General features: G+C 68.0%; 15 protein-coding genes. 3 read left to right on the top strand and 12 right to left on the bottom strand.

Annotated elements, in window-relative coordinates:
* Both E4J16_RS12285 and E4J16_RS12290 read right to left on the bottom strand, forming a co-directional pair.
* A complete protein-coding gene (locus E4J16_RS12285) occupies nucleotides 1-1,317 on the bottom strand; it encodes an ABC transporter substrate-binding protein (protein ID WP_136314144.1) in 1,317 nt (438 codons plus the stop codon).
* A gap of 100 nt (nucleotides 1,318-1,417) precedes the next feature.
* Complete coding sequence (locus E4J16_RS12290; RefSeq protein ID WP_168709505.1) at nucleotides 1,418-2,482, bottom strand: LacI family DNA-binding transcriptional regulator; 1,065 nt, start codon at nucleotides 2,480-2,482, stop codon at nucleotides 1,418-1,420.
* Nucleotides 2,483-2,843: 361 nt separating this feature from the next.
* Between E4J16_RS12290 and E4J16_RS12295 the strand changes: the two genes are divergently transcribed.
* Together E4J16_RS12295 and E4J16_RS15165 are read left to right on the top strand one after the other, a co-directional pair.
* Complete coding sequence (locus tag E4J16_RS12295) at nucleotides 2,844-3,800, top strand: sugar-binding transcriptional regulator (protein ID WP_136314146.1); 957 nt, start codon at nucleotides 2,844-2,846, stop codon at nucleotides 3,798-3,800.
* 419 nt (nucleotides 3,801-4,219) lie between these two features.
* The gene (locus E4J16_RS15165; RefSeq protein WP_168709506.1) at nucleotides 4,220-4,375 is read left to right on the top strand and encodes a hypothetical protein; all 156 of its coding nucleotides are present in this window, start codon (nucleotides 4,220-4,222) and stop codon (nucleotides 4,373-4,375) included.
* Between the two features lie 115 nt (nucleotides 4,376-4,490).
* On the opposite strand, the gene E4J16_RS12300 is transcribed toward E4J16_RS15165, so the two are convergent.
* The 8 genes from E4J16_RS12300 to E4J16_RS12335 form a co-directional block, all read right to left on the bottom strand.
* Nucleotides 4,491-5,435 (bottom strand): AlbA family DNA-binding domain-containing protein, encoded by a 945-nt coding sequence (locus E4J16_RS12300; RefSeq protein WP_136314147.1) that lies wholly within the window; start codon nucleotides 5,433-5,435, stop codon nucleotides 4,491-4,493.
* Between the two features lie 137 nt (nucleotides 5,436-5,572).
* Nucleotides 5,573-6,631: an aldo/keto reductase gene (locus tag E4J16_RS12305; RefSeq protein ID WP_136314148.1), complete on the bottom strand. Its 1,059-nt coding sequence runs from the start codon at nucleotides 6,629-6,631 to the stop codon at nucleotides 5,573-5,575.
* 67 nt (nucleotides 6,632-6,698) lie between these two features.
* Nucleotides 6,699-7,337 (bottom strand): dihydroxyacetone kinase subunit L, encoded by a 639-nt coding sequence (locus E4J16_RS12310; protein ID WP_204519847.1) that lies wholly within the window; start codon nucleotides 7,335-7,337, stop codon nucleotides 6,699-6,701.
* Between the two features lie 7 nt (nucleotides 7,338-7,344).
* A complete protein-coding gene (locus E4J16_RS12315) occupies nucleotides 7,345-8,352 on the bottom strand; it encodes a dihydroxyacetone kinase subunit DhaK (RefSeq protein WP_136314149.1) in 1,008 nt (335 codons plus the stop codon).
* A gap of 26 nt (nucleotides 8,353-8,378) precedes the next feature.
* Nucleotides 8,379-9,038, bottom strand: a complete 660-nt coding sequence (locus tag E4J16_RS12320) for a class II aldolase/adducin family protein (RefSeq protein WP_204519849.1) — start codon at nucleotides 9,036-9,038, stop codon at nucleotides 8,379-8,381.
* Nucleotides 9,039-9,139: 101 nt separating this feature from the next.
* Nucleotides 9,140-10,516 carry a PTS galactitol transporter subunit IIC gene (locus E4J16_RS12325; RefSeq protein ID WP_136314151.1) on the bottom strand — a complete coding sequence of 459 codons (1,377 nt, stop codon included), beginning with the start codon at nucleotides 10,514-10,516 and terminating at the stop codon, nucleotides 9,140-9,142.
* A gap of 1 nt (nucleotide 10,517) precedes the next feature.
* Nucleotides 10,518-10,820: a PTS sugar transporter subunit IIB gene (locus E4J16_RS12330; protein WP_092612975.1), complete on the bottom strand. Its 303-nt coding sequence runs from the start codon at nucleotides 10,818-10,820 to the stop codon at nucleotides 10,518-10,520.
* 46 nt (nucleotides 10,821-10,866) lie between these two features.
* Complete coding sequence (locus tag E4J16_RS12335) at nucleotides 10,867-11,340, bottom strand: PTS sugar transporter subunit IIA (RefSeq protein ID WP_136314152.1); 474 nt, start codon at nucleotides 11,338-11,340, stop codon at nucleotides 10,867-10,869.
* 748 nt (nucleotides 11,341-12,088) lie between these two features.
* Between E4J16_RS12335 and tkt the strand changes: the two genes are divergently transcribed.
* Nucleotides 12,089-14,173, top strand: coding sequence for a transketolase (gene tkt / locus E4J16_RS12340; RefSeq protein WP_136314153.1), 2,085 nt, complete (start codon nucleotides 12,089-12,091; stop codon nucleotides 14,171-14,173).
* Between the two features lie 711 nt (nucleotides 14,174-14,884).
* On the opposite strand, the gene E4J16_RS12345 is transcribed toward tkt, so the two are convergent.
* Both E4J16_RS12345 and E4J16_RS12350 read right to left on the bottom strand, forming a co-directional pair.
* A complete protein-coding gene (locus E4J16_RS12345; protein ID WP_204519851.1) occupies nucleotides 14,885-15,109 on the bottom strand; it encodes an ATP-binding cassette domain-containing protein in 225 nt (74 codons plus the stop codon).
* A gap of 645 nt (nucleotides 15,110-15,754) precedes the next feature.
* Nucleotides 15,755-17,683: a PT domain-containing protein gene (locus E4J16_RS12350; protein ID WP_136314154.1), complete on the bottom strand. Its 1,929-nt coding sequence runs from the start codon at nucleotides 17,681-17,683 to the stop codon at nucleotides 15,755-15,757.
* Nucleotides 17,684-17,810 lie beyond the last annotated feature (127 nt).

Here is a 17,810-nt window from a genome sequence, read left to right on the forward strand (position 1 = left end):
TCAGCCCTCAATGCCCATATCGGCCTTGCCCTCGTCATATGCGGAGCGCAGGTCGGCAAGAGCCTCGTCGCCGGTCTTGGAACCGTTGATGAGGGACTGCATGGCGGAGACGATCTGGTCGTAGAAGCCCGCCACCGGCCAGTCCGGGTAGAAGGCCAGGCCGTCCTGCTCGTTGATCTGAGCGAAGTTCTCGGTCATGGTGCGGGTCTTGTCGTCCTCAATGGTGGAGGGATCGCCACTCACCGGCAGCCCGCCCTTCTCACCAAGGATCGCCTGGACCTCATCGGACAGGGTGATGTCGATGAAGTCGTAGGCGAGCTCCTTGTTCTTGGCGTTGGTCGGCACCACCCACAGGTTCCCGGAGGAGCCCGGGAACAGTTCCGTGCCCGGGAAGAGGAACTGGTCCCAGTTCTTGTCGGCCATGTCCCCGACGATCCGCCCGAACCACCAGGAGCCGGAGACGAACATGGGATAGCTGCCGTTGATGAAGGCGGTGCCGGCATCCTCGGCGGTCAGGCCGGCGGAGTCGGCGGCGACGTACCCCTTGTCGATCCACTCCACGAGCTTGTCGGTTCCGGCCTTGATCGGGTCGGCGCTCCAGTCGACGTCGTCCTCGAAGAGCTGGTAGGCGTTGACGAAGGAGCGGTCGGCGTGGGCCAGGACGAGCTGGTACCACAGCTGCCCCATGGGGTACTCCGAGCCGGCCTCGGCCAGCGGGATCTGCCCGGCGGCGACGAAGGCGTCGCACACGGCCTCGAACTCCTTCAGGGTGGTCGGCACGCTCAGCCCCTGGGCGTCGAACATGTCCTGGTTGTAGTAGACGAATACGTACTCGCCGTAGTTGGGGACCCCGTACCAGTCGCCGTCGCCCATGAGGCCGTCCTCGGTGTAGCGGGCGGTGGTCTGCAGCGAGGCGGCGAGCTTGGCATCCCAGCCGCGTTCGGTCGCCTGCTCGGTCAGCGGCTCGATGAGTCCCTGGGAGGCGAGCTGCCCGGAGGTGGAGTTGCCCTTGTTGTACTCCATGATGTCCGGGACGTCGTCTCCCGTCAGCACGATCTTGGCGTTCTTCTGCAGCTGCTCGAAGGTCTGGTCCTCGATCCTGACAGTGACTTCGGGATGCTGCTCCTTGAAGATCTCCACGGCGCGGGCCCAGGCCTGCCCCATGGCGGAGTCGTCCGATTCGTAGTCCCAGATGGTGAAGGTGTCCGATCCCCCTCCGGATGACCCGGAGGAGCCGCAGGCGGACAGTGCCGGGCCGAGTAGTCCCGTGGTGGCTGCGGCGGCCAGGAGGGCGTTGAAGTTCCTGCGCTTCATCATGATGTTTCCTCTTCGTTGAGTACGGTCACTCCACTGGGGAGTGGTGCTGGAGCCCGGCGCCGATTGACGTCGGGAGATTGTGGGTTTCAGCGGGCTGTATTCAGCTGCTGCTCTTTTCGCGCGGATGGTTGCCGTCCAGGTCGGCTCCCGGGGCGGGGCCGAGGCTCTCGCCCTCGACCACCGAGCAGGTCACCAGCTGGTGGCAGTCGGCCGGGTCGAGGCGCTCGTCGAGGATGGCCAGCAGGGCACGGGTGGCGAAGGCTCCCATGCGCTCGCCGGGCGCATGCGTCGTCGTCAGGACGGGGGTGGTCATGGCACCGAGCGTCGGAGAGGAGACCGCGCCGACCACGGAGATATCCCGGGGAACCCTTAGTCCTTGCGCCTGCAGTCCGGTGAGCAGGCCGAGGGCCGCCATGTCATTCATGACCACTATGCCGGTGGGTGGCGAATCCTGTTCCATCAGCGTGCGGGCCACGGCCTGGCCGGCCTGAGGACTGGCGTCGCAGGCCAAGGCGAATGGCGTCAGCGCGCGGTGACTGACCGCCCGCAGGTACCCCTGTCGACCCCTGATCGCGGGCCCGTAGCCCGCCTCCGTCTGGGAGGCGGGACGCCCGATGAAGGCTATACGGCGGTGGCCGAGCCGATACAGCTCGCCGACGGCGTCGTCGACGGTGCGCTCGAAGTCGATGTCGACGTAGGCCAGGCCGGTCGGGTCCGCGGTGCGCCCAACCATGACGAATGGCAGCCGGGCCCGCTTGAGCGCGGCAACTCGCGGATCGTCGACTCCCACCTCGACCAGCAGCACGCCGTCGGCCTTGCCCTGCCGCACCAGGGCCACGAGTTCCGCACCCGCCACGGCATCCTCCAGGGGCCAGACGGCGAGGTTGTAGCCGTTGCGGGAGGCCTCGTGCTGCGCACCGCGAACGATCTCAAAGACGGTCTCGCCCATGGCGGTGTCGAAGCTGGGGAAGGTCATGGCCAGGGTGTGGGAGCGGCGGCTGGCCAGCCCGCGCGCCATGGCATTGGGTTGGTAGTTGAGCTCCTCCATGGCGGCGCGAATGCGGCGGGCGGTCTCCGGGGCCACCGGGCGGGCGCCGGACAGGGTGTAGGAGACGGTCGAGACGGCGACATTGGCCCTTCGGGCCACGTCCTGCATGGTGGCCATGTACACCTCCCTGGTCTGCTCGACACCTCCGCGCTGCGGCGATGCCTTGGTCCTGTCCGGAAGACATCCGGGGCCGGCCCGGTGCTGCCCGACCTGGCCCGGCCTGCGCCCGCAAACCACTGCGAGCACCGGATCCTCACCGACATTCCGTTTTCGAAACGCTTCGTCGAAGCGCTTCGATAAGTGTGCGGCACGCCTGCCGCGGGGGTCAACGAGAGCGGCGAAAGATCGAAATTTCGACTCGCACCGATCCACCCGTGTCGACCCGAGTGACACCGTCATGCCCGGCCGTCCACCGCCGTCCACGGCCACTGAGCAGGAGCACGGCAGCCACTGGGTGGACCTGTCTTAGCATTGTGCTGTGGGCGAGGACAGCACCCGGGGCGACGTCGAACTGCTGCTGCGGGTGGCACGCATGTACTACGAGCAGCACCTCACCCAGGTGGAGATCGCCCGCGAGGTCGGCTACTCCCGCCCCTCCGTCTCCCGTCTGCTCGCACGCGCCCGGGACCAGGGAATCGTGCACATCACCATCTCCCACCCTCTGGAACACGTGCTGTCGGTCGAGAAACGGCTGCGGGAGGCGTTGCCGCTCAAGGCCGTACGGGTCGCCGAGGTCGACGGGACCGATGTCATCGGCGCCGTCGGGCAAGCCGCCGCGGAGCTGTTGATCAACTCGGTCTCGAACGGACAGGTCGTGGCCGTCGGCAATGGACGCTCCATCCAAGCCGCCGCCCAGCGGATTCCGCAGATCCCCCGGGTCGACTGCACGATCGTCCAACTACTCGGTTCGATTCCCGGCGGTCTGCCGTCCTGGGGGCGTGATGCTCCGACCATCTGCACCCGCATCGCGTCCCAGCTCGGGGCGAAGGTCGCCCGCATGCCGGTGCCGCTGATCGTGGACAACCCCTCGCTGCTGCGGCCGCTCATGCGCGAGGAGAAGGTGGCCACCACACTGGCGTTGGCCGCCCGGGCGGACGTGGCCCTCGTCGGTGTGGCCGGAGTGGGGGCGAAGGGCGCGGGCAACATCCTGGCGGAGTACCTGACCCCGGATGTGCGCGAGGCCATCCGTATCGGCGGAGCGGTCGGGCATATCCTCGATCACCACTACGATGCCGCCGGTCGCCCCGTGCCCACACCGCTGACCCCGCGCACCTTGGCGCTGCCGCTCGATGAGCTCAGGCGCATACCGCTGGTCATTGGGGCGGCCGGCGGCGAGGACAAGGTGGAGGCGATCGTCGGGGCAGTGCGCGGCGGTATCCTCAGCGCCCTGGCCACCGACTACCAGACCGCTCTGTCGATCCTCGACTTCCTCTGAGCCTTCCCCACGGATTCGGCTTGGGCAGTCTGCATGGGCGTACCGTGCCCGTTGCACACATGAACCGCTTTCCAGAACCCCGCGCTTCGCTACTTTTCGTTGAAATCACGGGAGTTTTCACATTCGTCCGCAAACGCGTTCCGAGGCTCCAGTGTGCAGCGAGGGGTCCGTTGCACACTGGAGCCTCGCAACCGGTTCGCGCTATAAGACGAAACCGCATGATTCCGCCGATTATCGCCACGGCATCCGACCCGATGTGTGCAACTCCCGGTTCCGCCCCGCCAACCGGCCACTGCCTGCGTTCGAGCCCAGCACGCGCCGCATTCGTGCGATGATGGCAGCGCCTCCACGGCGCAACCCCGGATCAACGCAGAAACCTCTGCCGGGGAGTGTGCACCGAGAGGAGGTGACCTCTGGGCATGTCGAAGAACCGGAAGCGCCGACGCCACAGGGCCAAGGCGCCCAAGGGGATGAAGAGCAAGCAAAAGGCCCAGATCCGGCGGACCGTCGTCGAAACTGTTCCGCCGATGATCTGGGCCCTTGCGGCTCTGCTCAGCGTCCTGCAAGGCCGCTGAGATCAACATCTCCGGATGTCTCCGGGGAGTCGGGCGGTTGCCGCCGCTCGGCTCCCTCCCACTATCTCATATCGTGAGTCAACGGCGCCAGTGGCTATCCCTCCGCGCAGGCGCATTAGTCCGCCTGCGCCGACTCCGGGGCAGCGGCGCGCTTGCGGTGGTAGAGCAGGTAGGCGCCCACGCGCGCACGCAAGCTCGGGCGCACCTCCTGCGGCCAGCGGCGGGCGATGTAGGAGACGGCGTCGTCCACCTCGAGCCGCTGCGTGGAGTTGCCGACCCGCACCCACAGCTCTGTACCACCATTGCCCTTGGGCCCCTTCAAATACACGGGGGTGGGCGAGGGCGGAACCGTCACCCGGCACACCTCGCCCGACCCGTCGGTGGCCGGGGCGAAGTCCAGACGCGGCAGTGCGGCGGCGTTCGTTCCCAGTCGCACTCGCCACAGGCTGCGCAGGAACAGTTCGAAGCGGTCGGCGTCGGGCTGACGCAGGGTCGCGTAGTCGGGATCGAGCCCGATCAGGCGCCCGTCGTCGTCGACGCCCAGCAGCAGCGTGCCGCCGCGGGAGTTGAGGAACGCGGCCACGGTCTTTGCGGCCACGGTCTCCATGGCGTCATCTCGCTTGCCGGTGTGCATGTTGACGCGGGCGGAGGACTTCAGTTCGAGCCGTTCCGATTCGCCCTGCCGGGCCACCGCGGCGATCGGCTCCAGCGGCGGCTCGTGCTGCAGCCGCGTAATCACCAGCGCGGTCACCCCCACCACCATCACCGCGACGATGACGGCGGAGGCAAGCATGCGCGGCGCCCACAGGTACTCCTCATTGAACAGCCAGGCGCCGCCGGCGAACCCGGCCCACAGGCCGATCAGGGCGGTGAGTGTAGCGGTGGAGGTCGAGATTCGGGCCCGACGCCGCACCAGGTGCGAGGCGACGCGCCCGGCCAGATAGGCGACCAACAGTGCCACCGGCTGAATGAGGACGGCGAACAGCAGCACCGGGCTGCGCGGGACCGCCGGCAGCGCGGTGACGGCAAGCGGCAAGGTGCCGATGAAGCCTGCGAGCATGGAGTGCATGGTGCCTCAGCGCATATGGCGGCCAGGGGACCGACATCCGCCCCGGCCGCACTCCGCTACGCGGCGCCCGCCCCGGCGCGTGGCGGGCTGCGCGTAGCGGCGACACCTATCCTGTCCCGGTGCCGCATTCAGCCGCGGTCCCGCAGATGCCGAGCCAGCAGCGTCAAGTCGGCGGGGCTCAGCCGGTCGGCGGCGTTGAGGTGGTGCCAGAACGGGTAGGGCAGGCCGGTGGCACTGACCCGCTCCAGTCGCTGAAGTTCCTCGGCGGTGAGCTTCAACTCTGCTGCGGCGAGGTTCTGCCGCAGCTGTTCCTCGTTGCGCGCCCCGACGATCAGCGAGGTGACCGCGGGCTGGGCAAGCGTGTATGCCAGCGCAACCGCACTCGGGAAGACCCCGTGCCCGTCGGCAATTGCCACGAGTTCATCCACAATATCGTAGAGGGTCTCGGCATCGTAGACCGGCGGCTCGTTCCAGCCCTCCACGTGGCGACTGCCTGCGGGCGCATCAACCCCGCGCCGATACTTGCCCGACAGCAGGCCGCCGGCCAGCGGGCTCCACACCAGGATGCCGATGCCCTGGTCCACCGCGGTGGGGATGATCTCGTGCTCGATGTCCCTGGTCTGAAGCGAGTAGTGCACCTGGTTGCTGACGAAGGGCGTCAGGCCGTTGCGGTCGGCGGTCCACAGGGACTTCATCAGGTGCCAGGCGGCGAAGTTGGAGCAGCCGATGTAGCGCACCTTGCCCGCGTGCACCAGGTCATCCAGGGCGGAGAGCGTCTCCTCCAGCGGCGTGATCCCGTCCCACTCGTGCACCTGGTAGAGGTCGATGTAGTCGGTGCCCAGGCGGCGCAGGCTGGCCTCCACACTGCGCACGATGTGGTGGCGGGACAGGCCGGCGTCGTTGGGTCCCTCCCCCATGGGCATACGCACCTTGGTGGCGATCAAGACGTCATCGCGGTCGGCTCCGAGCGCCTTGCCGAGGATCTCCTCGGATAATCCGGCCGAGTAGATATCCGCGGTGTCGATCAGGTTCACGCCCGCGTCGCGGGCGATATCGATCTCCCGGCGCGCCCCGTCCACATCAATGTGGCCCACGTTGCGGGCGAACCCGGTGCCACCGAACCCCATGGTGCCCAGCGTGATCGTGGAGACCCGCAGGCCGCTTCTTCCCAGCTGTCTGTATTCCATGCCCCTACGTTACGGCGGGATCCGCGGGGGTGGGAGGCCCTGCCAGTCCCCCGCGAATCCGCATCCTTCAGCCCGCCCAGGCCGCGGCGCCCTCGAAGATGAGGCGGCCGACGACGGAGCCGCCGTCAAGCACGCCGATGGACCGGGAGGCGGAGTAGGCGGCGCGCCCGTGGACGGCCTCCATCTTCCGCGTGGCCTCCGAGCCCTGCGCGGCCGCCTCGGCGGCGCGCGCCAGCAGCTCGCCCAGGGACGCCTGGCCGGCGGCGACGGCGCCGGCCCCCTCAGTCAGCGCCGCGGCCCCGGGCGCGAGCGCGTCCAGGATCGTCTTCTGCCCCGGCCTGGACTCGGCCTTGTCCATGATGGCGTCCACGCCCGCCTGCAGGGCCTGCGCGGCGGCGACCACGTCGGCCTCCGTCCTCCCGCGCAGGGTGCGGGCCATGCCCATCAGACCGAAGCTGAGGATGGTGCCCAGCGAGGACGGCGCGGCACCGTTGAGGGCCTCGGCTCCCCCGCGCAGCAGCTGTCCGAGGTCGGTCTGCTCCTGTCCGGCGAGGTAGGCGGCCAGGGCCCGGAAGCCGTCGTCCATGGAGATGCCCAGGTCGCCGTCGCCGTTGACCTGGTCGAGGGAGACCAGGTATTCCCGGTTGGCGGTCATCAAGGCGCTGATCTGTTCGGCGATCGCCGCCAGCGTTTCACGGTTCAGCACGGCGGCCTCACTTGTTCGCGTTGGTGTAGAAGGGGGTGGAGGCGGGGGCCCGCAGCAGCTCCTTGAGCTCGGCGTCGAGTTTGAAGACGCTCACGGACAGGCCGGACATCTCCATGGAGGTGGCGAACTCGCCCACGTGCGGCATGACTACCGCCACGCCGCGCTCGGCCAGCAGCGCATGCACGGAGCGGTAGACGATCAGCTGCTCCTCCAGCGGGGTGGCGCCCAGACCGTTGACCATTACCGAGACCTCATCCCCGGCGGCCAGCGGCAGATCGGCCGTGATGGTCTCCAGCACGAGGGCGGCGATCTCCGCCGCCGTCATCATGGGGCGCACCTCGATACCGGCCTCCCCGTGAATGCCCATGCCGACCTCGATCTGTCCCTCCGCAATGGTGAAGGTCGGCTCGCCGACCTTGGGGACGATGCACGGGGAGGTGGCCACACCCATGGTGCGGATATTGTCCAGGGCGCGGGCCGTGACGGCGGTGACCTCGTCGAGTGTCATCATCTGCGCGGCGGCCGCCCCGGCGATCTTGAAGGCGTAGACCAGTCCGGCCACGCCGCGGCGCTTGTCCGCCCGTTCCTTGGGGGAGCTGGCCACGTCGTCGCGGCCCAGCAGCTGCCGGGTCTCGATGTCGTCGAACTCGACGTCCTCGCAGGCCATGCGGAAGTTGAACACGTCGCCGTTGTAGTTGCCGTACAGGCACAGCACGCCGGCCCCGCGGTCGCAGGCACGGATCATGTCAGCCATCTTCTCGGCCGCCGGGGAGGCGAACACCTCGCCGACGGCGCAGCCGTCCAGCATGCCCTGGCCCACGTAGCCGAGGAACAGGGGCAGGTGCCCGCTGCCGCCGGCGGTGACCACGCCGACCTTGCCCGGCGCCGCGGGGTAGCGCGAGACGAGCACGCGCGGATCGCCGTCGAGCAGGCCCACGCGGTCGCCGTAGGCGGCCTCGATGCCCTCCATGGTGTCGCGCACGAAGGTGTCGGGGCGGTTGAGTATCTTCTTCATGTCTTCTCCCAGGATCCTGTCGGTGGTCAGCGCTGGTTGGCGAAGGTGATCTCGGCCGGGTAGGCCCACTTCTGCAGCTCCGCGGTGGCGAAGGACTCGGGCTCGACGCCGCCGCTGGCCGTGAGCGCGTGGTGGTAGAGCTCGGCCAGCTCCTCGATGTAGGCGGCCTTGAGGTAGGCCTCGTAGAGGTTGCGCGAATCGACGGCGACGGCGCCGTGCTTCTCCAGCAGCACGCAGTCGGCCTCGCGCACCGCCTGACGCACGGAGGCGGCCAGCTCGGGGGTGCCGGGACGGCCGTAGGGGGCCACCGGGATGCGCGCCCGGGTCAGCCCCAGGTTGGCGACCTCGTAGACGATCGCCGGGATCGGCTTGTTCAGCAGGGCGAAGGAGGTGGCGTAGGCGGAGTGCGTGTGCACGATTGCGAGCACCTCGGGACGCTCCTTGTAGATCTCCAGGTGCATGAGCACCTCGGACGTGGGCCGCAGGCCGGACTCGTTCTCGACGACGTGGGCGTCCAGATCCATGACGACGACGTCGCGCGGGGTCATCAGGTCGCGGTCCAGGCTGGTGGGTGAGGCGACCAGCAGGCCGCTTTCGGCGTCGCGGATGGAGAAGTTGCCGGACTTGTGCTTGCACAATCCGTCGTGCTGGGCCCGCTTGGCGATCTCGCACAGTTCTTTCTTCATGGCTTCTAACATCGTGATCTCGCTTTCTGGTGGATTCTCAGGTGATATGCGGACGGCGACGACGGCGGTCCCTGACGGTTGCGCCGTCGTCGCCGGGACCGTCAGGCGGTCACGGCCGCGCTCTGCTCCGCGGCGCGGGCCCGGTTGCGCTCGGCGATGAGGCTGCGCGAGTACAGGACGAAGCAGACCAGCCAGACCACGAAGATGAGCAGCGGGATGAAGTTCCCGTCCAGGAACTGCATGAGGTGGGACAGCGCGTAGGTGAAGATGGGCGCGTCGATGGAGGAGTTGGAGATCAGCTGCCCGGCGGACAGCTCCACGGCCCGGGTGGAGTTGGCCAGCTCGGTCATGAACGGCGCGAAGGCGGTGCCCACCCACAGGAACACGGGGGCGAAGATCGTGCACTGGATGAGCATCCGGATGATGTTGCCCTGGCTGGCGAAGTAGGCGCCCACCGCGATGCAGATGTTGACGATGCCCGCGAAGGGGAGGATGTCGTTGCCGGGCAGGAAGAAGGCGTAGGCCAGCGTGACCGGGATGGTCCAGATGACGGCGATCCAGATCTCGTTGGCGCCGCCGAGGAAGGGCCAGTCGAGCCCGACGAACAGCTGCCGGTCGCTGAAGCGCTTGCGCATGTATTCGGAGATGGCATTCGAGATGGGCTCCAGTGCCTGCATGAAGTACTTGGAGATGACCGGGAACAGCGTCAGCGCCGTCGCCGCCTGAATGCCCAGCGTCAGGATGCCGGCCACGTCGAAGCGGGCCAGGACGCCGAACAGCACCCCGAGGATGAAGCCCAGGACGTGGTTCTCGGCGAAGATGCCGAGCTTGTCGCGCAGGTCGGCGGCGTTGAAGGACCGGTTCAGGCCCGGGATCTTGCGCAGCAACCAGTCGATCGGATACATCGGCGCGGCCAGGAACACCATGCGGTGGGTGATGGTCACTCCGGGGATGCCGGTCATGGTCTCCACCCGGTGCTGATGGAAGTCCGCGGTCTTGAGCTCGAATACCACCTGGATCGCGGCGATGACGAAGGCCAGCCAGACCTGCCCGGTGATGTAGTAGACGGCGACGGCGGTGAAGATCTTGCCCCACACGTTCCACAGGTCCGCGTTGAAGGTCTCGGTCTGCTTGAGCAGGATCAGCACGATGTTGATGCCGATCACCAGCGGGAACATGAGGAAGGCGTAGGGCCAGGACCAGGAGATGGTGGACATGGTGGTCCACCCGCCGTCGGTGATGGGCAGGTCGACGCCGATGGTCTCGGACATGGCCTGGGCGGCCGGGGTGATGGCCTCGGTCATGTAGGTGATGAGCATGGTCATGCCGGAGAAGGCCACGCCCAGGGTGATGCCCGCGGAGATGGCGTCCTTGACCTTCATGCGGACGATCAGCCCGGCGATGATGATGATCAGGGGGACGAAGATGGCGGCCCCGAGGGAGAGCAGGAAGTTGACGGAGTTCTGCAGGACCTGCATGTCATGCCCTCCCGGAGGCCCCGGATGCCTTGATGGCCTCGATCAGCTTGGCCAGTTCCTGGTCCTGCCCCATGCCGGTCAGGAAGGCGATCCCGTTGATGACGGGGACGGAGCGGGGCTTGTTCTCCCGCACGATGGTGATGTAGGCGGCGGCGTCGGTCAGGTGGCGGTCGACGGACTTGAGGTCGACCGCCTGGACGTCGGCGTCCACGCGTGCCTCCTTCAGCAGACGGCTCACCTTGCTGGCCACGGTCTGGGAGGTGGCGACGCCGCTGCCGCAGGCGACGATTACCTTCGCGGTCATGATGGGTTTCTCCTTTGAATGTGTGGGATGGGTGGGATGGCGTGGGTCATGCGGCCGCGAGGCCTGACATGTCGGAAAGAACGCGGTAGTACTCATCCGGGGTCCGCGCCCCGCTCAGCTGCTCCATGAAGGCCGGGTCCTGGAAGGCCTGCAGCAGGATCTGCAATACCTCCACGTGGCGGTCCTCCTGCACGAAGCCGAGCACGAAGATGAAGCGCACCGGGTGGATCACGTCGTCGTTGCCCATCTCCCGCCAGTCGATCGGCTTGGCCAGGCGCACCGGCGCGATGAAGGGGGTGATGATGTGCTCGGTGTCCGAGTGCGGAATGGCGACGGCCTCCGGGGCGGTGGGAAGCGCGGTCGGGTACTTGCGCTCGCGCTCCGCCAGGGCGTCACGGAAGGACTCCCGGATGTATCCGCCTTGCCGGAGTTCGGCCGAGATCCGGCCGAAGAACTCCTCCTGATCGCGCACCTCCCAGTCGAGGCGGACCAGATCGCGTTTGAGCAGATCCAGTTGCATGCCAACTCCTTGAGTCTCGTCGTCGAGTACCAGGGTCCGGACGCGTCCCGGACACCCCGCAAGGTAGCGCCACAACCCGCAATGGAACACCCCTTAAGTAAACATATGTTCACCATCAGCCAGGGCGCCGTCGCCTAACACCCGACAATTCCGCCGTTTTTCTCCCGCTTATCCAGGATTCATCCATCGCGGACCGTTCCACGTTATGTACATTCGTTCACCATTCCCACGATCCTGGCGTCCGGACTCGCGAGGCCGACACTGACGGCCTGCCCGCACTTGACCGCCCGCTGCCGAGCATGCAGGAAGACCCCCGACGACGCCGGCTACCCCTCGAATACGCCGGCCCGGAAGGCGTGGTCGACGGCTTGCCCGCGTGCTCGACGCAGAACCCGCGCGCTCAACACCAGACCACGCCGCATCGACAGACTCGGCGGCCACGCCGACCGGCCCGGACGAACAGCGGCCGCGCATCATCTACCGCTGTTTGTCCAATCGCGATACATTTGCGCCTGATGCAGGCCCAACCACGAGCAGCACCCCGGGACACCTCCCCGCCGCTCATGGTTGACGCGCGGTCGCCCGATGCACGCACCTATGTGCACTCGGCCGTCTTGCCCACCCGCCCCGGCAGCGTGGATGATGCGTCCAGCACCTGCGGCGGGTACACCCACCGGCCGGGCGCACACTGACCGCAGCGCCTACCGCTACAGACAACCAACAAAGCAACCAACAAAGGAGTTAGCCCATGACCACCGAGCCCCTCGCGCTCGCCGACCTCGACCTCAAGGCCATCAGCGTCGCCAAGGCTCTCGCGGCCGACGCCGTGGAGGCGGCGGGCTCCGGTCACCCCGGTGCGGCGATCTCGCTGGCACCCGTGGCCCACCTGCTCTACCAGCACGAGCTGCGCCACGATCCGGCCGACCCGGGCTGGCTGGGCCGCGACCGCTTCGTCCTGTCCGCCGGCCACGCCTCCCTGCTGCAGTACTGCCAGCTGTTCCTGACCGGCTACGACATCCCGATCGAGGGCTTCACCCACTTCCGCTCGTCCTCCGGCCTGCCCGGCCACCCCGAATACGGCCACACCCCCGGCATCGAGACCACCACCGGCCCGCTCGGCGCCGGCTTCGCCAACGCCGTCGGCCTGGCCATGGCCGCCCGCCGCGAGCACGGCCTGTTCGAGCCCGACGCCGCCGACGGCGCCTCCCTGTTCGACCACTTCGTCTACACGGTCATGGGCGACGGCTGCATGCAGGAGGGCGTCGCCTCCGAGGCCGCCTCCCTGGCCGGCACCCTGCAGCTGGGCAACCTGATCGCCATCTACGACGACAACGACATCTCCATCGAGGGCGACACCGACATCTCCTTCACCGAAGACCCCTCCGCCCGTTTCGAGGCCTACGGCTGGCAGGTGCTCGACGTCGACTGGAAGGCCGGCGGCACCTACCGCGAGGACCTGCAGGCCCTGCACGAGGCGCTGGTGGCCGCCCGCGCCGAGACCAAGCGGCCCACCATGATCCGCCTGCGCACGATCATCGCCTGGCCCTCCCCCACCAAGCAGGGGTCGGAGGCCTCCCACGGCGCCAAGCTCGGCACCGATGAGGTCGTCGGCCTGAAGGAGGCACTCGGCCTGGACCCGCATGCCTCCTTCCAACTGCCCGACGACGTCGTGGCCTTCACCCGCGCTCACGCCGCCGGGCGCGCCGCGGCCGCCCGCGCCGACTGGGACGCCCACTTCGCCGCCTGGCAGCAGGCCTCCCCCGAGCAGGCCGCGCTGCTGGAGCGTCTACAGGCCGGACGCCTGGACGAGGGCCTGGACGCCGCGCTGCCGGTGTGGGAGGTCGGGGAGGCCCTGGCCACCCGCGCCGCCTCCGGCAAGACGCTGACGGCCCTGGCGCCGGTCGCCCCGGAGCTGTGGGGCGGGTCGGCCGACCTGGCCGGCTCGAACAACACCACCATGGCCGGTGAGCCCTCCTTCCTGCCCGCCGACCTGGCCCAGGCCGAGGGCGACGGCCCCTACGGGCGCACCCTGCACTTCGGCATCCGCGAGCACGCCATGGGCGGCATCCTCAACGGCATCGCGCTGGACCGCCTGACCCGCCCGTACGGGGGCACCTTCATGGTGTTCTCCGACTACATGCGACCGGCCGTGCGCCTGGCGGCGCTGATGGGCCTGGGGTCCATCTTCGTCTGGACGCACGACTCCATCGGTGTGGGCGAGGACGGCCCCACCCACCAGCCGATCGAGCACCTGGCCGCGCTGCGCGCCATCCCGGGGCTCGCCGTCGTCCGCCCCGCCGACGCCAACGAGACCGCCGCCGCCTGGGCGGAGATCCTGCGCCGCCCCGAGGGCCCCGCCGGCATCGTGCTGTCGCGGCAGGGTCTGACCGTGCATGCCGACGCCGCCACCGCCCGCGCCGGCGTCGGCCGTGGCGCCTACGTGCTGGCAGAGGCCACCGACGCCGCCGGCGCCGAGGTCGCCCCCGCGGCGATCCTGATCGCCACCGGCTCCGAGGTGGGCGTGGCCATGGACGCCCGCGAGGTGCTGCAGGCCGAGGGCACGCCCACCCGGGTGGTCTCCGCCCCCTGCCTGGAGTGGTTCGCCCAGCAGGACGACGCCTACCGCACCTCGGTGCTGCCCGAGGCGGGCGTGCGGGTGTCCATTGAGGCCGGCTCGGCCATGGGCTGGCGCGAGCTCGTCGGCGACGACGGCGTGATCGTCTCCCTGGACCACTTCGGCGCCTCCGCCCCCGGCACACAGCTGTTCGCGGAGTACGGCTTCACCGGCGAGGCGGTGGCGGCGCGGGTGCGCGACGCCTTGGCCAGCGCCTGACGGACCACGCACTCACTTCACTGAGGCGCGGGCGGACCACCTTTGTCGGCGGTTCGCCCGCGCCTGACGAACGTCCGCCATGGCGTGGGTGAGCCACCTGCCTCAGCCGGTGCGCTCGCCCACGCCCGTTCGGCATGTCTACCCACCCGGTCTCGACGCTCCCGCTCAAGACGCACCGGGCCGCATTCCACGACCCCCGGCGATATTCCACGACCTTGGTGTATGTTGCACGACCCCGGGGTGGTCGTGGAAAGCACACCAAGGTCGTGCAGTGCGGCCCAAGGTCGTGCAGTGCGGCCCAAGGTCGTGCAGTGCGGCCCAAGGTCGTGCAGTGCGGCCCCCGACCGCAGAACGCGCCGTGCACCGCCGGTGTGCCCGCACCTAGGCCTGGTTGTGTAAGTCGCTTGTGCCGGTGGGGCGGAGCTGGCGATGTGGGTGGTGGCCTGGTAGCGGATGGCGAGTTCGTCGCAGCTGGTGGCTACCGGGCTCCAGCTTGAGTGGGCTGTGTGTACCCGTCGAAGGGGCGAGTGGGTCTTTGCGCCGCCCCGACGGACCGCCCACGCCCCGATGGACCGCTCACGCCCCGGTTGGACCGCTGTAACCAGCGGCTACGGCGGTCCAACCGGGGAACAGGGGTCCAACGGGGGAACAGCGGTCCAACTGACAGGCTCAACAGCCACACACCGCCACCCAACCACTTGCACAACAGACCTAGTAGCAGGCGAGCGGCCCCGATGGGCCGTCGATCACTTGGATGGGAGTGCCGAAGACGGCGGTGAGCACGTCGTCACGCATGATCTCCGTCGGCGGGCCGAAGCGGAACACGCCGCCGTCCCTGAGCGCGCAGATGCGGTCGGCGTAGCGGGCCGCGAAGTTGATGTCGTGCAGCACGATCAGCACGGTGCGGCCGAACTCCTTGGCAGCGCGCCCGCCCACGCCTGACCGGAGCGCCTACCCGCCTGCACCTTCCTTGCGCGTTAGCCCCCCCGCATCCGCCGCCACCCCGACCTGCACACGTCGATTTACGACCTTGGGGTACAAATCACGACCTCCCCGGGGTCGTGGAATGTACCCCAAGGTCGTGGAATGTGCCGAGCGCTGCGGCCTGGTGGGCCCAGGGGCTCGGCGTGAGCACGTGCCGCACGCTCATTCGCGGCGCGCTTCTAGAGATTCGGCGTAGTTTCGCGAAAAACATATCATCCGATGAACAGTGCAGCCAGCTCCCATGTGCGGCGACCCCCGCGGCGCACATGGGAGTCGGCTAGCCTCCGCCGGCCTGAAACCAAGAACATTGAAATACCGGGAAAAAGTCGTAGGTCGGTTGGATCGGCGGGGTGGTTGAGCGTGCGCCGTGTCCGGGATGACTCACCCGACCGGACCCTAACCACCCCCGACTGGCACCAACACTCACCCATACACGCACACCCGAACCCACCACACCCCCAAACCAAAAGATCCCGTGATGTCGGACAACAGATAGAGAGGAGCCCCGGTCCTCCCATGCAGTCTCGCGTTTGCGCGACCGAGTGGAGGACCGGGGCTGATAGGTAGTCGCTCTAGCAGTGCGGCGACCGGGCGATGTCAGTCAGCAACGGTCTTGCGGCTGCGGTGCAGGAGCAGGCCCGACGCGAACAGGCCCGCCGCAAGCATGGTTACCGTGGTGCCCGCGAAGCCGGTCTTGGCCAGGCTCTTGGAGGAGTCGGCGGAGTTGGCGCCGGTGGTTGAGGCGACCTCCGCGCCGGGGTCCGCGGACCCGGCAGACGGCTGCGTGGCCGCGGAACCGGAGCCAGGCGAACCGTCGTTACCCGAGGTACCTGAGCCGTTTGCGGAGGGACCCGTGGAGGGCTGCCCGGCGGAGCCGCCACCGGCGTTGCTCGTGGGAGCGGTGGAGGGGTCGGTGCCGGGGTCCGAGGTGCCGCCGGTCGACGCATCCGTCGGCGCGGTGCTCGGCCCAGCCGACGGGTCATCGGACGGCGCCCCAGGACCGGTCGACGGCGCGCCAGACGGGTCATCGCCCGGCTCCGAAGTCGGCTCAGTGGACGGCTGCTCCGAGGGCTCAACACCGGGGTCACCGGTCGGGTCCGTGCTGGGCTCGGCGGATGGGTCGGTCGAAGGCTGGTCCGAGGGCTCTACGGAAGGATCACCCGACGGGTCATCGCCCGGCTCCGAGGTCGGCTCGGCGGACGGCTGCTCCGTAGGCTCAGCACTCGGCTCCGTCGTGGGACCCGCAGAAGGCTCTACGGACGGCTCAGCAGTGGGGTCGTCACTCGGCTCGGGATCAGGCGTGTAGTAACCGCCCACTGCGCTCCCGGAACCGGAAGGCACCTCGGCGGTCGCCTCATACACGACGCCGTTGACGGTAAGGCGACTAGTTTGGGATGCTCCACCCTTCGAATAGTAGCCAACAGAGCACCAGTCGCCAGGACTTTCCACAGCAAATATAAGGCTCCCACCGCGATCATTTTGATCATAGGTGGCATCGGGGTAGTACCCTTGATTGAACTCATCATCTGGCGACTCAAGGTCCCACGAGCCATCCCTAGAACAGCTTGGACCGATAAGATACTCGCAAAACAAACCGGTATCCTCGTCGCACAATCCTAAGATCTCATAAGAGCTAGACCCACTGATCAAAAACGACCAAAGACCAACGCGGTACTCCCCGTCTTGGACCTCAGGGTCGATCCGCCCAGATATCCCTGCGACGAGTTGCGGATCCGAACCTGATTCGTACTCAATCACGAATTCAGCGTCACCCACGTCTATCCTCGAGGTTCTTTTTACAGATCCCTCTTCACCATCCACGAATGGAGCATTAACGAACACCCTGAGCAGCCCATCACTGAGATAATCATATTCCTCAGCGTTCTCATTCAGCACGCACGACAACAAGACGTCGCGATAGAAACCCTCAGTGTTTCTTTCGCTACTCTCACAGTGCCCTACCACGACGCCATTTGCGTCCGTAAGATCGAAGTCATAAGACCACCCATATCCGAAGTCTCCTCGGACGGTCTCGCCCGCATGCCACGTCATGCCATCCGTAAGGCGAATCTGGAGCTGGTCGCCCGCACGGGGGCTGATAGCCTCCCAAGAAATCGTTAGCTCCAGATCCGAGAGCGAATCCGTTGTCGGAACCGCCGCCTTGACGTCGGTGACGGTGATGTTGTTGCGGCCGTTCTGACCTGCCACGGTGGGCGGGGCCGGGTTCTCGGTGGGGGTGCTGGCCTGGCCGGCCTTCGCTGCGGGCTGCGCCTGCGCGGCGGCCGTCTTATCACCGGCTTGTGCCGCCACGTCCACCGCGTCGGCCTCCTGCTCCGTTTCCGCCGCAGAGTCTTCCTCCGCAACGGCCTCGGCGCCAGCTACGTCATCCGGCTGCGTCTGAGCCGCATCGCCCTCGGGAGCCTCGGCAGTCTGGGCAGACGCATCGGACGCGTCGACGGCCACAGCCTCTGCCGGAGCCGGTTCGGCCGTATTCTCCGCCTCATTGGTCGCGCCCTCCGGGGCCAAGGCCGTGCCTTCAGCGCCCTCCGCGAGTGGAGCCTGAGCCTCGTCACTCGACGCGGCGGCCGCTACGGCAAGTTCCGCGGCCTCGGTAGTTCCGGCGTCGTCGCCGGGAGTCTCAGCAAGGGCCGGG

Origin of the sequence: Actinomyces procaprae, from assembly GCF_004798665.1 — a bacterium.
GTDB lineage: Bacteria > Actinomycetota > Actinomycetes > Actinomycetales > Actinomycetaceae > Actinomyces > Actinomyces procaprae.

Excerpts from the sequence above, each read along its gene's own strand:
- E4J16_RS12285 (WP_136314144.1), bottom strand. The coding sequence starts at position 1,317 with ATGATGAAGCGCAGGAACTTCAACGCCCTCCTGGCCGCCGCAGCCACC.
- E4J16_RS12290 (WP_168709505.1), bottom strand. The coding sequence starts at position 2,482 with ATGGCCACCATGCAGGACGTGGCCCGAAGGGCCAATGTCGCCGTCTCG.
- E4J16_RS15165 (WP_168709506.1), top strand. The coding sequence starts at position 4,220 with ATGTCGAAGAACCGGAAGCGCCGACGCCACAGGGCCAAGGCGCCCAAG.
- E4J16_RS12300 (WP_136314147.1), bottom strand. The coding sequence starts at position 5,435 with ATGCTCGCAGGCTTCATCGGCACCTTGCCGCTTGCCGTCACCGCGCTG.
- E4J16_RS12305 (WP_136314148.1), bottom strand. The coding sequence starts at position 6,631 with ATGGAATACAGACAGCTGGGAAGAAGCGGCCTGCGGGTCTCCACGATC.
- E4J16_RS12315 (WP_136314149.1), bottom strand. The coding sequence starts at position 8,352 with ATGAAGAAGATACTCAACCGCCCCGACACCTTCGTGCGCGACACCATG.
- E4J16_RS12320 (WP_204519849.1), bottom strand. The coding sequence starts at position 9,038 with ATGAAGAAAGAACTGTGCGAGATCGCCAAGCGGGCCCAGCACGACGGA.
- E4J16_RS12325 (WP_136314151.1), bottom strand. The coding sequence starts at position 10,516 with ATGCAGGTCCTGCAGAACTCCGTCAACTTCCTGCTCTCCCTCGGGGCC.
- E4J16_RS12330 (WP_092612975.1), bottom strand. The coding sequence starts at position 10,820 with ATGACCGCGAAGGTAATCGTCGCCTGCGGCAGCGGCGTCGCCACCTCC.
- E4J16_RS12335 (WP_136314152.1), bottom strand. The coding sequence starts at position 11,340 with ATGCAACTGGATCTGCTCAAACGCGATCTGGTCCGCCTCGACTGGGAG.
- tkt (WP_136314153.1), top strand. The coding sequence starts at position 12,089 with ATGACCACCGAGCCCCTCGCGCTCGCCGACCTCGACCTCAAGGCCATC.